Origin of the sequence: Kribbella shirazensis, assembly GCF_011761605.1 — a bacterium.
GTDB classification, from domain to species: domain Bacteria; phylum Actinomycetota; class Actinomycetes; order Propionibacteriales; family Kribbellaceae; genus Kribbella; species Kribbella shirazensis.
Genome location: NZ_JAASRO010000001.1, coordinates 4,983,819 through 5,000,699, shown reverse-complemented (window position 1 = coordinate 5,000,699; position 16,881 = coordinate 4,983,819). Strand labels below are relative to the sequence as shown.

Sequence of the window (16,881 nt, the reverse complement as noted above, 5' to 3'; positions counted from 1 at the left end):
CCTCCGGTGTTCAACGCCACACGCTGTGACTGTCTCCGGACCTGTCGAGTGGCTCGGAGCGACTGCCCATGTCGGCGCGCCGGATCAGATCGGAGACCAACTCCTGGGCCCGACTCAGGGTCTCGTCGAGGACCTTCAGGCCGGCGTCGATCTGACCGGCTTGAAGGGACCACCGGGCGACGGCCATGCCCTGCACCAGCAGGTCGTTGATCTCGATGGCCTCGCGATGCAACAGCGCGGCTGCCTCCGACTGGAGACGCGCAGCCTCGGCCGAGCGCAGCCGGTCGGCAGCTCTACCGAGCAGCAGTCCCAGCACCAGCATCGGCGCGGCATGAGCCACCCAGCCTGTAGCGGTGAGCGACACGTCACGCAGTACGACCCAGGCAATGACGAAGGCAACGGCCGTCAGCCCGGCAGTCAGACCCGCGCGCCAGCCGAACGTGATCGTGATCAGCGCGACCGGGAAGACGTACAGCAAGAAATAGTCGTCGCCAGGCGGCCCGGCGTAGACCGTCAGCGACAGCACTGTGAGGTACAGTCCCGCCGCCAAGGCGAGAGCAGTGCGCGGGTGCTGCCGGAACCACGGATCACGCGGAGCCACCATCGACGGGGACCAGGTCGAATCGGTCATATGCCCACCAATAATCCGCTCCAGGACGACTGCACAGGGTACAAAGTCCTGTCGTCACCTCGGGCGGACGACGCGGGATATGGTCTCAACCAGAATGATGCCGGCTCCTGCCAGCACGAGTGCCGCCAGCAGACCGTACGGCGTGATCTCGAGCAGCACCAGCTGCGCGGCGCCCGGGCAGCCGGCGAACCATTGCCCATGGCAACGCCGATGTCGGCGTCCGTGAGCGCGAGTCCGTCGTTCACGCCGTCGCCGGTCATCGACACACCACATGACCGCAGTGCTGCAACGGCTTAACGAACGCGCGTCGCCCCCGACCAGTTCCGAGCCAGTGGTTTGGTGGGTTCCCCGGCCACGGTCCGACCGGAACCCCTCACAGCCGAAACATCCCCTTGACAGCCGGGGAACCCGCCGACTACCTCATCACAAGCAGAGGTCCTGACACAACTCCCGGACGGGCCCTACCAGCTGCGACTCGAAGGCACCAGGGGCACAAGGGCCCGAACATCAAGAGCGATCGTCCCTGCCGCAGAGCCGTGTCAGCCGGAACGATGGGGTAAGCGGTCAGCCGCCACCTGAGTGTCCAATCAGCCCACTCAGGACAGTTGAGCGGCTGACCGCTTCATGGCCCCCGCAAGATGGGACCTTCGGCCCTACAAGCCGGCCCCGGACGGTTGCGATACTCAGGAGATCGCCTGACGAAGGGACGTCCGTGTCCGACCTGCCCCGCACACGACGGAGCAGCTCCGATCTCCGACCAGCCACTGCGGAACTGAGCATGAACGCGAACGAGCCGGCCTATGCCACGGCGATCGCCCGCCGCTTGGAGAACCTCGACAGAGACACTGCCCTGGCCCTCCTCGCAACGGCCGGCTTCGGACGTGTCGTCTTCACTCAGCACGCTCTCCCAGCCATCCGTCCCGTCAACCATCTCGTCGACAACGGACAGGTCATCATCCGCACGCGGCTCTCCGCCGCGGTCAGCCGCGCCGCCGGCGAGGTGGTCGCCTACGAGGCCGACGACCTCGACGCGGTACGCCGCCTGGGCTGGAGCGTCGTCGTCACAGGCACAGCGCGAACCGTCGACGACCCGGACCGCGTCGCCCGCCTCGAACGAACCCTCCACCCCTGGGTCGACCAGCCGATGAACACCATCATCGCGATCGACACCGAACTCGTCACCGGCGTCCGCTTCGTCGGCACCACACCGGACTGACGTTTCTTCGGGCCGGCGGGGCGTAAGCGATGACCTTGCCCTCGGCAAGCTTCTCGACCCGCTCGACCAACAACGGCCCGTCTCGATCAGCCCGGTGTGGATCGGCCCGACCGGAAGGTCGGGACCATGTGCCCTTGCCGGTGGCTGATCGGCGGCGGATCGTCGTACTGATCGACTGTTCGCGAGCTGGGGAGGCTCTGATGCAGCGTGATGCTGGGACGACGCCCGCGATCTCCGTAACCGGTCTGGTGAAGACCTTCGGTCCGACGCGGGCCTTGGACGGACTGGACCTCGACGTACGAACCGGCGAGGTCCACGGCTTCCTCGGGCCGAACGGCTCGGGCAAGACGACCACGATCCGCGTGCTGCTCGGGCTACTACACGCCGACGCCGGCACGGTCCGGCTGCTGGGCGGCGATCCGTGGGCCGACGGCGTCGCCCTGCGCGCCCGCCTCGCGTACGTGCCGGGCGATGTCACGCTGTGGCCGGGCATCACCGGGGGCGAGATCATCGACCTGATGGGCCGGTTGCGGGGCGGGTTCGATTGGCGGCGCCGCGACGACCTGCTCGAACGGTTCGACCTCGATCCGCGCAAGAAGGCTTCGACGTACTCCAAGGGCAACCGGCAGAAGGTCGGACTGATCGCCGCGCTCACCTCGGATGCTGAGCTGCTGCTGCTCGACGAGCCGACGTCCGGGCTGGATCCGTTGATGGAATCCGAGTTCCAGCGGTGCATCGAGGAGGTGAAGGCGGAGGGCCGCACCGTGCTGCTGTCCAGCCACATCCTCGCCGAGGTCGAAGCACTCTGCGACCGGGTCAGCATCATCCGGCTCGGCAAGACGGTCGAATCCGGTACGTTGACCGAGCTTCGCCACCTGACCCGGACGTCGATCTCGGTCGAGACCACACTCCCGCTCGACGGGATCACCAGCCTGCCAGGGGTTCACGATCTGGCGGTGGACGGCAACCGGGCGATGTTCGACGTGGACACCGCCCATCTCGGCGAAGCGATGCGCCACCTGTCCGCGCTCGGGGTACGAAGCCTCACCAGTACTCCGCCGACCCTGGAGGAGCTGTTCCTCCGCCACTACGACACCGCGGACGAGCCGTGAGCACCACCGCAGGCACTGGCGTCCTTCTCCGGTTCATGATGCGGCAGGAGCGCCGCAGCCTGCCGTGGTGGTTGCTCGGCGCCGGGTTGCTGGTCGGCTCTCAATCGCTGGGCAGCCAGGACCTGTACGGCACGCCCGAGGCCCTCGCGAAGCTGCGGCAGACCATGACCGGCAACGCGGCCCTGCTCGCGATGAGTGGTCCCGAGCGCCTGCTCGACACGATCGGCGGCGAGGTCGTGTTCGAGATCTTCGGGTTCCTCGCGATCGTGGTCGGCCTGATGAACATGTTCCTGGTCGGCCGGCACACCCGGACCGACGAAGAGACCGGGCGCGGTGAGCTGATCAGGTCGACACGTGTCGGTCGGCATGCCCCCCTGATCGCCGCGCTGTGCCTCGCGGCCGTCGCCGATGTCGCCATCGGCGTCGTCGTCTTCGGGGCAGCCGCGGGCACTGGCCTGCCGGTGGGTGGCTCGGCCCTGCTGGGTGCCGCGGCGGCAGGAGTCGGGATGGCGTTCGCCGCGCTGACGGCGGTGGCCGTGCAGGTGTTCGAGAACCCTCGGTCGGTGTACGGCGCCGTCGGTGTCGCGATCGGTACGGCGTTCGTCCTGCGCGCGGCCGGCGACATCGGCAACCCCGTCTGGTCGTGGCTGTCCCCAATCGGATGGGGGCAGCGCACCTTCCCGTACGCCGGAGACCGGTGGTGGCCGTTGCTCCTCCCGCTCGCGGCCGCCGCCGTACTGGTCGGCGTCTCGGTGGTCCTGCTCGCCCGCCGTGATTTCGGCGAGGGCCTGCTGTCGTACCGGCAGGGCCGCGCCACCGCCTCGTGGGCACTGGGGTCGCCGCTCGGACTGGCCTGGCGGCTGCAGCGAGGTGCGATCATCGGGTGGACCACGGGGCTGTTCGTACTCGGTGTCGCCTACGGCTCGTTCGCCGATTCGGTCGAGGAGTACGTCGCCGACACCCCGGAGATCGCGCAGTACCTCCCCGGCGGCGCGGCCGAGGTCGTCAACTCGTACTTCGCTCTGGTCATCCTGATCAGCGCCTTGCTCGCCGCCGCGTCCGCGGTGGCCGGCGCGATGCGCGCACGGCACGAGGAAACCTCCGGCCGCGCCGAACCAGTGCTGGCCACCAAGGTCAGCCGCCGATCGTGGCTCGGCAGTCATGTCACCGTCGCCCTCGCGGGGAGCGCCTTGGCTGTCGCAGCAGCCGGACTCGGTCACGGTGTTGCCTACGGCATCGCAACGTCCGACCCCGGCCAATTCCTTCGCCTGGTCGGCGTCGCTCTCGTCCAGCTGCCCGCTGTGTGGCTCATCGTCGCGGTCGCGGTCCTGGCCATCGGATGGCTGCCACGAGCCGCTGCCGCCATTGCCTGGAGCCTGGTCGGCTACTGCGGGGTGATCGCCATGTTCGCCGATTCGTTCAACCTTCCGGACTGGACTCGCCAAGCGTCGCCGTTCATCCACCTCCCGCAGGCCCCACTGGACACCGTCACCGCCACGCCGCTCGTCATCGTGAGCGCCGTCGCCGCCGCCGTACTCGCAGCCGGTTTCATCGGACTGGCCAACCGCGACTTCGGCTACTGACCGGCCCGCCACAGGACGGAGTGCCTGCCGTGCACGGACCAACGATCCGGACAAGAGCACCACTCCGCGTTGACCAGTGCCATCAGGCGAAGGCCTACTGGCGCCGCGCTGGGCGAGACCTCGCCGGTGCGGCGGCGGGCGCCGTCGCGTAGCCGCAGCGGGGCTCCCCCGGACACCGCCCGGCAGGTGACAACAGACCGTATGTTCCAGGACCTTTGGCCCCTTCTGCTCACCGACGCAACAACTGTTTGATGTACGTGGACGCCGTGCCGGGGTTCGGGCGCGAACCGGACACGTCGAGGTTGGGGGGACTCGATGCTGTCCAGCGGCCCCCCTCGTGGCCGGCGCGGCGTCCGCCGTCGTCCATCACGGCCTGCGGGTCGTGACGGCAGGCTCGAACTCCCGCCGGTACTCTCAGGCTGCGGGTCCCATCCATTCGGGACCTTGGACCCTCACGCGTCCGCCGCGCACCGTCTTTCGTAGTTGAGGTGATGACCCATCTCAATCCGCTCGACGTGGTGACAACCCAGACCCGCCTGCGGCAACTCGCCGAGCAGCTGTCCCTCGAGTACGCGGGCGCCGTCGCACCCGGACGGGTCCTCCGCCTCGTCCTCACGATCGGCCATCGCCTGCGCCGCCAGGGCCGCAGCTGCGACGACCTGCTGCGCATCACCAAATCGACTGCACGTGCCGACCTCGCCGCACTGATCGGCGCCTCCTTGTCCGCCGACGCCACACATCCATCCGGCGTCAGAGTCGCCGACGTGACCGTGACGACTGTCGGCCGTCGCCCGACCGACGTCCTCGACAGTGAGGATCGGCAGGGGCGACGCAGCGAGCCGCACGACGATGCCCGCCGCGATGAGCGGCCCCAAGAACGCGCCGACGGCGATCAGCACCGGGTCACCGATCCGCGGCCATGCAGACGACAGCGAGCAGGATCGATGCCGCAGCCCGCTGGACGACGTGGCCCCGCCCACTCACCAACCTAGCCGGCCTCGCCGACGGCGACCGCCGCGAACATCGTGAGCGGCACCGGGGCGAACGCCAGCCCGATCAGTGTGCTCCGACTGCCAGACATCGTCACCCTCCTGACGCGAGCCGCGCATGTCGCCCCGACAATCACGCACCCACGCTGCCTGCACCCACAGTAGGCGGCCCAGCGCCCGGCGGGACGAGACGATGGCTGAGCTGCACCTGATCGGAGCCAGGACGGCGTTACAGGCCGAGAGTGCTCAGAACGGCGCCGAGAACACCACCCAGGAGCGACGGTTCCTTGGGCGAGGCCGAATCGTCCGTGGACGCCGGCGGTGCGCTTTGAGTGCTCCTGGTCGGCGATGGGGAGGTCGGCCTCGTGGTCGTACCAGTGGTCGCTGCGCTCGTCAGCGCGCTCGTCGGCGCCGCGGTCCGCGTCGGGATTGCTGTCGTCGTTGTCTTCGTCGTTGTCGTCGTCGTTGTCGTCGTCGTTCGTGGCGCGGTCGGCCTGCTCGTGGGTGCGACGCTCGGGTCCGGCCGACCCGTGCGGACGGACGCACTCGGGGTTGCGCCGGTGGGCGTGGCACCGATCCGCTCGAGCGCCTGCTCGGTCGGTCCGGCCGGCGTCGGCTGCGGCGGCGTCGGGAGCGGTGGCGTCGGGAGCGGCGCGGAGCCGGTCGGTGTGACGACAGGGATCGCTCCGGTGCTCCGCGGAACGACCGGGACGCTCAGGGTGTGCGGACCGGGTTGGGGACCCGCGACCGGGCCGACCGGGTCGGGACCACCACCAGGGAGCGGCAGGACTGCGGCGCCGATCCGCGGGCCGCCGAGCAGCGCGACGAAGAACAGGACGAGGTAGCCCAGCAGAATCACGTAGCCGGCCCCGACAGCGCGCTGCCGCAGCCGTCGGTCACGCCATACCGTCGATTGGCGGTGTTTCCAGGTCGGATATCGCCTCACAAATTCGCAGAATATACAGCCGTCAGGAATTCCAAAAGGGGCAGTTCACAGCTGATGGTGTAAGCGGAGGCGGTCGCGTGGACGGCCGAGCTGGGGTTCGGGCGTTCCGCGTGACGACCGGCGCCGAGGTAGGCGTAAGAAATGGTCGCCGGGCGGCGAAGGATTTTCCGCTCTTGACGATTCCTTGTGCCACCGCCGAGCCGACCGAACCCCTGGCCCCACACCCTGTCAGCCCGGCGCCGAGTTGAGTCCCCGATAGTGGTGTAGCGCGGTCGCCGAACTCGTCGTGGACGAGGACGCGGTCACCGCGTGATCCTTCGAGTCAACCTTCCACAGAATCCTCGAGGACCATCACGATGACCGCACCACACATTGTCGACCCTGTCGGTCTGCTTGGCGAGGCGCTCGCCGAAGCCAGCCCTGATCTGATGCGTTCGCTGTTGCAGTCGATCATCAACGCGCTGCTGTCCGCCGACGCCGACGCGGTGGTCGGCGCGGAGTGGGGACGCCCCTCGCCGGGCCGTACGACGCAGCGCAACGGCTACCGGCACCGCGACCTGGACACCCGTGTCGGAACGGTCGATGTCGCGATTCCGAAGCTCAGGAAGGGCACCTACTTCCCGGAGTGGCTGCTAGAGCGCCGCAAACGCGCCGAGTCGGCCCTGATCACCGTCGTGGCCGACTGCTACCTCGCCGGGGTTTCCACGCGGCGGATGGACAAGCTGGTCAAGACACTCGGCATCGACTCACTGTCCAAGTCCCAGGTCTCCCGGATGGCCGCCGACCTCGACGCGGTCGTCGAGGACTTCCGGCACCGGCCGCTCGACGCCGCCGGCCCGTTCACCTTCGTGGCCGCGGACGCACTCACGATGAAGGTCCGCGAGGGCGGCCGCGTGGTCAACGCCGTCGTGTTGCTCGCGACCGGCGTCAACGGCGACGGGCACCGCGAGGTCCTCGGCCTGCGCGTGGCCACCAGTGAGACCGGGCCGGCCTGGAACGAGTTCTTCGCCGATCTGGTCGCCCGCGGCCTGGCCGGTGTCCGGCTCGTCACCTCGGATGCCCACGCCGGCCTGCGGGAGGCGATCGCGGCGAACCTGCCCGGCGCGTCCTGGCAGCGATGCAGAACGCACTACGCCGCGAACCTGATGAGCATCTGCCCCAAGAGCATGTGGCCGGCGGTCAAGGCGATGCTGCACTCGGTCTACGACCAGCCCGACGCGCACGCGGTGCAGGCCCAGTTCGACCGGCTGCTCGACTACGTCGGCGAGAAGCTGCCCGCCGTCGCCGACCATCTCGCCGCGGCCCGCGAGGACGTTCTCGCCTTCACCGTCTTCCCGAAGGACGTGTGGACACAGATCTGGTCCAACAATCCCGCCGAACGCTTGAACAAAGAAATCCGGCGCCGCACCGACGCGGTCGGGATCTTCCCCAACCGCGACGCCATCGTCCGCCTCGTCGGCGCCGTCCTGGCCGAACAAACCGACGAATGGGCCGAAGGACGCCGCTACCTCGGCCTCGACGTCCTCGCCCGCTCACGCCTCACCAGCCACACCAACACCCAACCCGAGATCGAAACCGACGACCTACCAGCACTCACCGCCTAACCCACCCCCAGGATCACGCAGCACTACACCACTTCCAGGGACTTGACCCGGCGCCGGCCGACCCTGTGCCGACCCTGCCCGCCCTGCCCGGCGGCTGCGTCTTCGCTGGTCAACCACTCCCGCTGCCTCTTCCCGGACCATATGCGAGGGGTGTGCCACCAGGCGGGAACGTCCGACCAGTCGGCCGTCGCACACCCGGAGGGTGTGGACTCCGGGTACACCGTCAACTGCGACGAACCCAAAGCTTGGCGTGGAGATTCACAATCGTTGGGTTGTGAATCGCGATTGCTCGAACCAACATCATGTCCGCACATCGCCGAAGCGGGCGCCGAGCTTATCGGAACGCGATATACCCGGATTTGTTTAGACACCCTGGAGTATCGTCGGGTCGGCGCAGTGAGCATCAAACCGCGGCCTTCGACCCCGTAACATTCTCATTCAAGCGTTTCAGACGGGAACGGATGGCACCGGCCTCGCACAATTCGTAACTCGCCGGTCCCAAACACTGCTGACCGAACCTGTGGCGGGGGCGTGATCCGAGTCGGTCTGTGGTCGGCGGAGACCATGCCCCCTATCCGATCGGCGTGGTGCGTCGAAACGGTCGATGCAGGATTCGTTACCGTCGTGTCAGGGGCGGCCCCGGAGTTCCGGGGACGGCTGGATGGTCGGTGTGGATGCCGTGTCGTCGTACACCCAGGCCAGCTCGTTGACGACACCGACAACGCCGTCGACCTCAGCCGTCAGTTTCGCGGCGATGTCGGCCGTACTGCGCTGCTCGACGTCGCCGGACAGCGTGACGACACCGTCCTGGACACTGACGTCGATGCTGAACGGGTCGTCCCACAGCGCGTGGACGACGACCTCGCGCCGGATACGCTGCAGAAGGCGATCGTCCGGCTGCAGGAACGCTTTCAGCAGATCCGATCTGGTGACGATGCCGGCAAGAACGTCGTCGTGGATGACGACCAGCCGGGTGATTCCGCGTGCCGCCATCAACTGCGCCGCCTCCGGAATGGTCGCGGTCGGCTCGATCGTCACCGCGGGATGCGACATCACCTCACCGGCCCGCAGACCGGCCGCTGTGGAGCGCGCCGCGCGCCGCCACCAGCGCATCGCCCACGGCGTCTGCGTGCGCTGGAACTCCTCCTTGCGGATCAGGTCGGTCTCGGACACGATCCCGCCGATGCCGCCGTACCGGTTCACCACCGGAACGGCGCTGATGTGGTTCGCCGCGAGCAGTGAGACGATCTCCTTGTACGGCGCGTCCTCGGTCACCGTGACGACGTCCCGCGTCATCACGTCCGACACCTTCAACGGATGCCTCATCGCAGGCGACCTCCCTGTCCCTTCGCACACGGTCGAGACAGCACCAGTCCACCGGGTGAGGTCGCTACCGACCAGTGCCCTTAGGTCCTGTCCGGCAAGGCCCTTCGGCACTGCCCGCGCGGGCGCGTCACCTGATGTGCTGGACCTGACCCCGAAGGAGGCCCCGATGTCCAAGAAGGTGCTGGTCGCCTACGCCAGCAAGTCCGGCGCGACCGCCGGCATCGCCACAGCCATCGGCGACGAGCTGCGCGCGCACGGACACGCCGTCGACCTGCGTGACGTGGCGCGAGTGAAGGACATCGGGTCGTACGACGCGGTTGTCCTGGGCAGCGCGCTCTACGTCCGCCGGTGGCGGCGCGACGCCGTACGGTTCCTGCGCCACCACGCCGACGAGCTGCGTCAACGGCAGGTCTGGCTCTTCCACAGCGGCCCAGTCGGGCCCGACAAAGACCAGGACCAGGCGATGCCGCCTGCCGTCCGCCACCTCGCCCATGAGATCGGCGCGACACCCGCAGTCACGTTCGCGGGCAGCCTCGATCCAGACACTGCCAAGGGATTCCTGGCCCGTCGCCTGGCCGCGGGCAACCTCGCCGGCGACTCCCGCGACTGGCACAAGATCCGTGCCTGGGCGGTCGACATCAGCGCCGCCCTCGACGCGACCGAACGTAGCGCCTGGCACCGCCCGAGCGGCAAGCCCAGGCACAAGCACCCCGCAGGCCACTTCCTCGGCTGAGTCCGATGAGCCCACCCCGTGTCCGCGAGGCAGCCGACGTCCAAGCGTCAGCCTGACGGCCCGGAGGTCAACCCGCGAATGTCCCCACAGCCCAACCACCCGTCAGGAACCGGGCCGCCACGCCATGGACACGGTGTGCAGCGGGACCAACGGCCCTGATTCAGGGTCCATCGGACCTGCTGCTGGGACAGCGCCGGATGGCAGCGTGAAGGTGTGAGGAACGGAAGGAGCGGATCATGAAGGCAACCGCAGGCAACTGGTTGATCGTCGAGAGCAACCATCTGAGTGCCCCGCCACGGCGCGGCATGATCCTCGAAGTGCACGGTGCCGACGGGGCGCCGCCGTACCTGATCCGCTGGGACGACACCGATACGGAGACGCTCTTCTACCCGGGTCCCGACTCCCACGTCCTGACCGCCGAACAGTTGCACCACCACTGAGACATCCATACGGGGGGATCATGGGCACAGTCGTATCGGTCCGGCCGGCCGAACCGATTCCGGTCAGTACGACCGGAATCGTGCCGACCGACGCCGCATCGGTCATCCACGAGCACCTCGCACCGATCCTCGGTCCGTGGGGGATCTTCAGCCGGGTACGACTCACCCGACTGCCGGAGCCAGGTCTGCGCAGACCGCTGCTCGCGCAGGTCGACGTACAACTGGGTGCACGACGGCACGTACGAGCGCAGCTGGCCGCCGCGACAATGTCCGAGCTCGTCGGCCTGCTCGCGATGCGCACGATCGAACAACTGCAGGTGTACCCGGATGCCCTGGCCGTAGCTCTTCGAGAACGCGTGTTCCTCCTTCCCGCGCCGTCGCCGCCGGAGCTGCTGCCGCCCGAGCGGCGCCTGCTGGCTCGCCGGAAGCTCTGCAACCCGGCTCCGATGAGCGTCGCGGAAGCGATCGTGGTGCTCAACGCGATGGACTATCGCTTTCACCTGTTCCGGGAAAAGTACAGCCGGCAGCACAGCATCGTGATCCGGAACGGCCCCGGCCGCTACCGCGTCATCCAGCCCCGGCCGAATCCGATCGGCCTGGACGTGACGTGGCCGCCGATCGCGCTCGCCGCGGCCGAGCGCCGCAGCGTCGCCGAGGCGACCGAGCGGCTGGACCTGACCGGTGCCCCGGTCGAGATCTTCACGCACCGGTCGACCGGCCGGCTACACGCCTTGTACGCGAGGTACGACGGCCACTACGGCCTCCTCGCCTCCGGCTTTGCGATCGGGAGCGCCGGCGCCGCCCCTGGTGACCGCCTGCCGCGAGGCCGGCCGTGATCTCGTCGTCCGGATCGAGTACGACGGAACCGTTGTGCATCAGGTACTCGAGCAAGGCCGCGACGTTGCACGCCCACGCCGACGACGCGGCCCGCGGAACCTGCGCGGGCAGGTTGCCGGCCCCGAGCACGATCACGCCGTTGTCCGTCTCGGTCCGGCCGTCCGGCACCGAACCGGCGACGTTCCCACCGAGCGGTCCAGCCGCCAGGTCGACGACCACCGACCCCGGAGCGAGCGCTGCCAGCGTCGCGGCGGGCACGAGTTCCTGCGGCCGCTGCCCCGCAACCTGGGCGGTCGTGATGACGACGTCGAAGTCCCGGATCGCCGCCACCGAAGCCCGCTGCTCGTCCCGCCCGGCATCCACCACACACACGTCGTACGCCGTCACCGACGCGCCCAGGCGGCGCGCCGTAGCCATGGCCTGCGGGCCCGCGACTCCCCCACCGAGGACGAGCACCCTGGCCGGGCGCGCCGTCCCGCCCGCGGTCGTCATCGCCGGGAAGAAGCCGCCGAACGTGTCAGCGGCGAGCACCGCGGCCTTGTAGCCGGCCACCGAGGCCTGTGAGGCGAGTACGTCCATCGGCCGGGCGCGGTCGAGCGTCCGCGGCAGCCCTTCGAAACTCAGCGCGGTGACGCCGGCCAGTTCCGCGGGATCGTCGTACGGGCGCAACAGACCGATCACGATCTGCCCGGCCCGCAACCGTCCACAGTCCGGCCGGTGGATCACCGCCAGGATGTCCGACCGGGCGAAGACGTCCGATCGCGAGGCGATGCGCGCGCCGGCCGCGACGTACGCCTCGTCCGGGAACCCTGCCGCGCGGCCCGCACCGGCCTCGACCATCACGTCGAGGCCGGTCCGGCGCAGCCGCGCCACCACGTCGGGTGTGACGGCTACGCGGCGCTCGTGCCACTCGGTCTCGGCCGGGCAGCCGATCATCATGGTCATCAGAACTGGAAGACGACCCGGGCCGGGATGTCACCGGCGAGCACGTCCGCGATCGACTGGTTCACCTCGTCGAGCTTGCGGTCGACGGCGATGACCCGCGTCCGGCCCGCCGCGTGCAGCGCGAACACGTCGGCCAGGTCGTTGCGGGTACCAACGATCGAGCCGATCACGCTCTTGCCGTTCAGGACGGCGTCGAAGATCGGTACGCTCATGGCCGCGTTGTCCCCGGGCAGCCCGACGCAGACGAGCCGCCCGCCGCGCCGCAGCGACTGGAACGCCTGGTCGAACACCCGCGGGTTCGCGGCCAGCACGACGGCCACGTCGGCGCCGCCGAGTGCCTGGATCGCCTCGACCGGATCGGCCTTCGCCGCGTTCACGACGTGATCCGCGCCGAGTTCCTCGGCCATCTCCAGCTTGGAGTCCTCGATGTCGACGCCGACGGTGATGCCGCCCACGATGCGCGCGTACTGCAGGGCAAGGTGCCCCAGACCCCCGACGCCGAAGATCGCGACGGTCTCGGCGGGCACGACGTTGGCCACCCGGATCGCCTTGTACGTCGTCACACCGGCGCAGGTCAGCGGTGCCGCGTCCCGCGAGGACACACCCTGAGGCACCACGGCCGCGAAGGTCGCCGGTACGACGGCGTACTCGGCGAAGCTGCCGTTCACCGAGTAGCCGGAGTTGCGCTGCTCGAGGCAGAGGGTCTCCCAGCCACTGATGCAGTACCGGCACGTGCCACAGGCGTAGCCCAGCCAGGCGATCGCGACGCGGTCACCGACGGCGCGTTCGGTCACGCCGGCTCCCAGCTTCTCCACCACACCGATCCCCTCGTGGCCAGGTACGAACGGCGGCGTCGGCTTCACCGGCCAGTCCCCATGCGCCGCGTGGATGTCGGTGTGGCACAGACCGCTGGTCTCCATCCGGACCAGCACGTCGCCCGGCCCGGGCTCGGGCATCGGCACCTCCTGGATCTCCAGAGGCTTGGTGAAGTCGGTGACGACTGCTGCTTTCATCATTGTCCTTCCGATGAGCGGCTGCGGATCGGTTGGCCCGACGGGGGTCGGCCCGGCCGCGAGAGAGTGCTCTTCGAGGGAACGCGATGCCGGCAGGACGCCCCAGGGCCGAAGGACCCTTCTGCGGCGTGACCGCGGTCATCCGGACGGCGGCCGGTCCGAAGGTCCCGTGGGAAGGGACCGATCGGCCCGGTGCGAACCACCGGGCGGGCGCCGATCCTGGATGTGAGGAGGCATGGCATGAAGCACAATCCCGTGGTCGTGGGGGTCGACGGCTCGCCCGCCGCCGATGTCGCCGTCAAATGGGCAGCCGCGGAGGCTGCATCGCTGCGCAGTGAACTGCGGTTGCTGCACGCCCTCGCGCCCGGTGAGTCCCCATCCAGCGCCGGTGACGTCGTGTACCGCGCCGTCAGACTGGCCCGCGAACTCGACGCGGGCATCGAGATCGACACCCGAATCGACAATGGTGCACCGTCGACGGTCCTGGTGAAGGCATCCGGTGACGCAGAGGTCGTGGTGATCGGCAGCCGGGGACTCGGAGTGATGATCGGGGCGCTCGTCGGCTCGACCGGCCTGGACCTGGCCGCCAACGCCCGCTGCCCGGTGGTCGTCGTACGCCCGGACCTCGGTGTCCTGGCCGGTGTCCGCGTCGTCATCGGGTACGACGGGTCGTCGGCCGGCGACACTGCCCTCGACTACGGAATCGACTACGCCCGCCGGCACGACCTCGCCGTACGCGTCGTCGCCGCCCAGCCCACCGGAACCGAGCTGCACCGGATCACCGAAGACCAGCTCCGCGAGGCCGTCCACCAACGTGGCGGCCACGACGCGGAGCTGGTCCAGATCAGCGGGCACCCCGCCGAACACATCCTGCGCTTGTCGTCCGACGCCAACCTGATCGTTCTCGGTGCCCGCGGCCGCGGCGGTTTCGCCGGCATGCTGATCGGCTCCGTCAGCCAGACCGTCCTCCACCACGCCGACTGCCCCGTCGCGATCATCCCCGCCGCCGCAACCGGAGGCTGACGTGACCACCACCGACACCACCCAGGTGCCCTCAGCAACTACCTGGCGAGCCATCCTGTGGGGCTTCGTCGCCCTGTTCGGCTCCGGCGCCGGTGTCCACACCTTCCTGGCCCTCACCACGCCACGCTCGTACGACGGATTCGCCGACGCGGCGTTCTTCGCCTGGACCCGCGATGCCTGGCAGAACATCTTCATGGCACATCCCTCGGTCTGGGCGCTGTTCTTGGCCGCCGGCGAGCTGACGATCGCCATACTCCTGGTGAAGGTCCGCGTCCTGGGCTACCTCACCGTCGTGTTCTTCCACCTGGCTCTCATGCTGTTCGGCTGGGGCTTCTGGCTCTGGTGCGTCCCAGCCCTGGCCTTCGCCGTCCCGGCGGCCCGCCACACCTTCCGGACCCGAAGGAGACTCTGATGTCCACGAATGTGCTGGTCACGTATGCCACGAAGATGGGTGCGACCGGGAGCATCGCCGCCGCGATCGGTGCTGCGCTGCGCAGCGAAGGGCTGCGGGTCGAGGTCCGTGAGGTCGGTGCGGTCCTGGCCGTCACGCCGTACGACGCCGTCGTGATCGGCAGTGCGATCTATAAAGGACGCTGGCTGCCCGAAGCGGTCCGGTTCCTGCGCCGCCACGAGCGCCAGCTGCGCACCCGCCGTGTCTGGCTGTTCCATTCCGGCCCCATCGGTGCGAGTAGTCACCAGGAGCAGCCCGTCCCGCCTGAGGTCACCCGCCTGGCCCGCGAGTTCCAGGCGCCGCCGATCAAGACCTTCGCCGGCGACCTGCAGGCCGAGGCGGTCCTGCATCACCTCGACCTCGAACGCCTCGTTGGCGACTCCAGGGACTGGCACGAGATCCGCACCTGGTCCCACCAGATCGCCAGCACTCTCAAGGCGCCCGCCACCTGACGCCGTTCCGGCCGGAGGTCAGGCTGGGACGTCGAGTCCTGGCTCGAGGAGGCGGAGGCGCATCGCGGTCATGATCGCGCTGGCGCGATTTGTGGCACCGAGCTTCTCGTACACCCGGGAGACGTAGGTCTTCGCGGTCGACAGGCTGACGAACAGCGTCGCAGCCAGGGCTGGCACCGACAGCCCGGTCGCCAGCAGCGACAGGACCTCCAGCTCCCGCGGGCTCAGCGCCACGGACGGCGGCTCGGCCGCGAGACTCACGGACTGCGTACCGCGGCGTGCCAGGGCGGGGCCGAGGCCGGTGGCCGTGAACGAGGCGGCCGCCACCGCCGCGTGCCGGATCGCCCCGAGGACCTCGGTGTTCGGCGCGGTCTTGCCGACGAAGGCGGAGACGCCGGTCTCCAAGGCCCGGAACAGCACGTCGTCGTCGGACTGCGCCGTGAGCACCACGATGCCCAGGTCGTCGTACCGATCACGGAGATCCCGCGCCAGCCGGAGTCCGTCCACGTCCGGCAGCGCGATGTCGAGAACGACCACGTCGGGCCTGGTCGACGCGATCAGTGCCGGTGCGTCGGCCCCGAGGCCACATTCGCCGACGAGCGTGATCCCGGCGCCGGCACCGACCAGTCGCGCCAGTCCGTACCGGGTCAGTGTGTGACCGTCGACGACGACCACCCTGATCGAGTTACCCATGACCTGCCCCCTGCTGTCCCCCATGACCGACCCGCCGAAGCTCGATGAGTCACCTTCTGTCACGATGATCGGCCAGGTCCTACGGTGCGTTACGAGATTCCCGCAGGTACTTTCCGACCAGATAGTTGAGAGCTTGGTCATCATGTTCCGGTCGCTGCCTGTCCGATCAGTCCGCGCCGCAGGCCGACCATCAGCGCCTGCGTCCGGTTGGCAGCGCCGAGCTTCTCGTACACCCGGGACACATAGGTCTTGGCGGTCGAGGGACTGACGTAGAGCGCGGCGGCGATCGCGACCACGGACATGCCGCGACCAAGCAGCTCCAGCACCGCGGCTTCCCGAGGGCTCAACGGTGCATCCGCGGCCGTCGCCGCGTCGTGAGCCCCGAGCCTCGCCTGGCGCCGGGCGACCGCCGGACCGAGGCCGCTGGCGATGAACGAGCCGGCCGCCACAGCGGCATGCCGGATCGCGACCAACACGTCAGCTGCCGGTGCGACCTTCGGAACGAACGCCGAGAGGCCGCTCTCCAGCGCCCGGAAGAGCACGTCGTCCGCACCGTCCGATGTCAGCAGAACGATGCCGAGCTCGGGATGCCGGTCGCGGAGCACGCGCGCGATGGACATGCCGTCGGCGTCCGGCAAGGCCGTATCGAGCACGACGACATCGGCGTGCAGCTCCGCAACAGCCGCGACGAGCTCGGCGGCGAGGCCTGTCTCCCGGACGACCACCATGTCCGCCTGCCCGCTCACCAGCTCCAGCAGGCCGAAACGCGTGAGCGTATGACCGTCGGCAACGACGACCCTGATCCGATTACTCATAGTCAACCTCCCCGCGACTCCGTCACGTTAGGTAATCGGGAGGTGGGACGACCAGGGCCTTTGGACCCTAGT

At 69.0% G+C, this 16,881-nt stretch carries 17 protein-coding genes and 1 pseudogene; 11 read left to right on the top strand and 7 right to left on the bottom strand.

The features are described 5' to 3' along the window. Positions 1–10: 10 nt before the first annotated feature. Complete coding sequence (locus BJY22_RS24170) at positions 11–631, bottom strand: hypothetical protein (RefSeq protein ID WP_167210397.1); 621 nt, start codon at positions 629–631, stop codon at positions 11–13. 778 nt (positions 632–1,409) lie between these two features. On the opposite strand from BJY22_RS24170, the gene BJY22_RS24160 reads away from it, so the two are divergent. From BJY22_RS24160 to BJY22_RS24150, 3 genes are all read left to right on the top strand, one after another. Then, a complete protein-coding gene (locus tag BJY22_RS24160) occupies positions 1,410–1,847 on the top strand; it encodes a pyridoxamine 5'-phosphate oxidase family protein (RefSeq protein ID WP_167210395.1) in 438 nt (145 codons plus the stop codon). A gap of 200 nt (positions 1,848–2,047) precedes the next feature. After that, a complete protein-coding gene (locus tag BJY22_RS24155; protein WP_167210393.1) occupies positions 2,048–2,959 on the top strand; it encodes an ABC transporter ATP-binding protein in 912 nt (303 codons plus the stop codon). Further along, on the top strand, positions 2,956–4,542 hold the full coding sequence (locus BJY22_RS24150) for an ABC transporter permease (RefSeq protein WP_167210391.1): 1,587 nt from the start codon (positions 2,956–2,958) through the stop codon (positions 4,540–4,542). The genes BJY22_RS24155 and BJY22_RS24150 overlap by 4 nt, the downstream gene beginning before the upstream one ends. A 452-nt stretch (positions 4,543–4,994) precedes the next feature. On the opposite strand, the gene BJY22_RS24145 is transcribed toward BJY22_RS24150, so the two are convergent. Beyond that, the gene (locus BJY22_RS24145; protein ID WP_167210389.1) at positions 4,995–5,441 is read right to left on the bottom strand and encodes a hypothetical protein; all 447 of its coding nucleotides are present in this window, start codon (positions 5,439–5,441) and stop codon (positions 4,995–4,997) included. 455 nt (positions 5,442–5,896) lie between these two features. Here BJY22_RS24145 and BJY22_RS24140 point away from each other — a divergent pair, with 455 nt between their 5' ends. Continuing rightward, positions 5,897–6,376, top strand: a complete 480-nt coding sequence (locus BJY22_RS24140) for a hypothetical protein (RefSeq protein WP_167210387.1) — start codon at positions 5,897–5,899, stop codon at positions 6,374–6,376. Positions 6,377–6,833: 457 nt separating this feature from the next. Then, positions 6,834–8,081, top strand: coding sequence for an IS256 family transposase (locus BJY22_RS24135; protein WP_167203572.1), 1,248 nt, complete (start codon positions 6,834–6,836; stop codon positions 8,079–8,081). A gap of 627 nt (positions 8,082–8,708) precedes the next feature. Here the strand turns inward: BJY22_RS24135 and BJY22_RS24130 are convergent. Then, complete coding sequence (locus BJY22_RS24130; RefSeq protein WP_167210385.1) at positions 8,709–9,407, bottom strand: CBS domain-containing protein; 699 nt, start codon at positions 9,405–9,407, stop codon at positions 8,709–8,711. 166 nt (positions 9,408–9,573) lie between these two features. Here BJY22_RS24130 and BJY22_RS24125 point away from each other — a divergent pair, with 166 nt between their 5' ends. From BJY22_RS24125 to BJY22_RS24115, 3 genes are all read left to right on the top strand, one after another. Next, on the top strand, positions 9,574–10,140 hold the full coding sequence (locus BJY22_RS24125) for a flavodoxin domain-containing protein (RefSeq protein ID WP_167210383.1): 567 nt from the start codon (positions 9,574–9,576) through the stop codon (positions 10,138–10,140). A 236-nt stretch (positions 10,141–10,376) separates the two neighbouring features. Beyond that, positions 10,377–10,580 carry a DUF1918 domain-containing protein gene (locus BJY22_RS24120; protein ID WP_167210381.1) on the top strand — a complete coding sequence of 68 codons (204 nt, stop codon included), beginning with the start codon at positions 10,377–10,379 and terminating at the stop codon, positions 10,578–10,580. Between the two features lie 20 nt (positions 10,581–10,600). Beyond that, positions 10,601–11,416, top strand: coding sequence for a sigma 54 modulation/S30EA ribosomal C-terminal domain-containing protein (locus tag BJY22_RS24115; RefSeq protein WP_167210379.1), 816 nt, complete (start codon positions 10,601–10,603; stop codon positions 11,414–11,416). A gap of 43 nt (positions 11,417–11,459) precedes the next feature. On the opposite strand, the pseudogene BJY22_RS41150 reads toward BJY22_RS24115, so the two are convergent. Together BJY22_RS41150 and BJY22_RS24110 are read right to left on the bottom strand one after the other, a co-directional pair. Further along, positions 11,460–12,353: pseudogene (locus tag BJY22_RS41150) on the bottom strand (Rossmann-fold NAD(P)-binding domain-containing protein); the annotation flags it as partial. Between the two features lie 8 nt (positions 12,354–12,361). Then, a complete protein-coding gene (locus BJY22_RS24110) occupies positions 12,362–13,375 on the bottom strand; it encodes a zinc-dependent alcohol dehydrogenase (RefSeq protein ID WP_167210377.1) in 1,014 nt (337 codons plus the stop codon). A gap of 240 nt (positions 13,376–13,615) precedes the next feature. Between BJY22_RS24110 and BJY22_RS24105 the strand changes: the two genes are divergently transcribed. Genes BJY22_RS24105 through BJY22_RS24095 form a run of 3 tightly spaced genes read left to right on the top strand, consistent with a single transcriptional unit; the run spans position 13,616 to position 15,301 of the window. Next, positions 13,616–14,398 carry a universal stress protein gene (locus BJY22_RS24105; RefSeq protein WP_167210375.1) on the top strand — a complete coding sequence of 261 codons (783 nt, stop codon included), beginning with the start codon at positions 13,616–13,618 and terminating at the stop codon, positions 14,396–14,398. Position 14,399: 1 nt separating this feature from the next. Next, positions 14,400–14,810: a hypothetical protein gene (locus BJY22_RS24100; RefSeq protein ID WP_167210374.1), complete on the top strand. Its 411-nt coding sequence runs from the start codon at positions 14,400–14,402 to the stop codon at positions 14,808–14,810. Then, on the top strand, positions 14,810–15,301 hold the full coding sequence (locus tag BJY22_RS24095) for a flavodoxin domain-containing protein (protein ID WP_167210372.1): 492 nt from the start codon (positions 14,810–14,812) through the stop codon (positions 15,299–15,301). The genes BJY22_RS24100 and BJY22_RS24095 overlap by 1 nt, the downstream gene beginning before the upstream one ends. Before the next feature lie 18 nt (positions 15,302–15,319). On the opposite strand, the gene BJY22_RS24090 is transcribed toward BJY22_RS24095, so the two are convergent. After that, complete coding sequence (locus tag BJY22_RS24090) at positions 15,320–15,994, bottom strand: response regulator transcription factor (RefSeq protein ID WP_167210370.1); 675 nt, start codon at positions 15,992–15,994, stop codon at positions 15,320–15,322. A 140-nt stretch (positions 15,995–16,134) separates the two neighbouring features. Further along, a complete protein-coding gene (locus BJY22_RS24085; RefSeq protein ID WP_167210368.1) occupies positions 16,135–16,809 on the bottom strand; it encodes a response regulator transcription factor in 675 nt (224 codons plus the stop codon). Positions 16,810–16,881 lie beyond the last annotated feature (72 nt).

Bases quoted from the DNA above. Each gene is read 5' to 3' on its own strand.
- BJY22_RS24085 (WP_167210368.1), bottom strand. From the start codon at position 16,809: ATGAGTAATCGGATCAGGGTCGTCGTTGCCGACGGTCATACGCTCACG.
- BJY22_RS24135 (WP_167203572.1), top strand. From the start codon at position 6,834: ATGACCGCACCACACATTGTCGACCCTGTCGGTCTGCTTGGCGAGGCG.
- BJY22_RS24105 (WP_167210375.1), top strand. From the start codon at position 13,616: ATGAAGCACAATCCCGTGGTCGTGGGGGTCGACGGCTCGCCCGCCGCC.
- BJY22_RS24125 (WP_167210383.1), top strand. From the start codon at position 9,574: ATGTCCAAGAAGGTGCTGGTCGCCTACGCCAGCAAGTCCGGCGCGACC.
- BJY22_RS24155 (WP_167210393.1), top strand. From the start codon at position 2,048: ATGCAGCGTGATGCTGGGACGACGCCCGCGATCTCCGTAACCGGTCTG.
- BJY22_RS24130 (WP_167210385.1), bottom strand. From the start codon at position 9,407: ATGAGGCATCCGTTGAAGGTGTCGGACGTGATGACGCGGGACGTCGTC.
- BJY22_RS24110 (WP_167210377.1), bottom strand. From the start codon at position 13,375: ATGAAAGCAGCAGTCGTCACCGACTTCACCAAGCCTCTGGAGATCCAG.
- BJY22_RS24160 (WP_167210395.1), top strand. From the start codon at position 1,410: ATGAACGCGAACGAGCCGGCCTATGCCACGGCGATCGCCCGCCGCTTG.
- BJY22_RS24170 (WP_167210397.1), bottom strand. From the start codon at position 631: ATGACCGATTCGACCTGGTCCCCGTCGATGGTGGCTCCGCGTGATCCG.
- BJY22_RS24115 (WP_167210379.1), top strand. From the start codon at position 10,601: ATGGGCACAGTCGTATCGGTCCGGCCGGCCGAACCGATTCCGGTCAGT.
- BJY22_RS24090 (WP_167210370.1), bottom strand. From the start codon at position 15,994: ATGGGTAACTCGATCAGGGTGGTCGTCGTCGACGGTCACACACTGACC.
- BJY22_RS24095 (WP_167210372.1), top strand. From the start codon at position 14,810: ATGTCCACGAATGTGCTGGTCACGTATGCCACGAAGATGGGTGCGACC.
- BJY22_RS24120 (WP_167210381.1), top strand. From the start codon at position 10,377: ATGAAGGCAACCGCAGGCAACTGGTTGATCGTCGAGAGCAACCATCTG.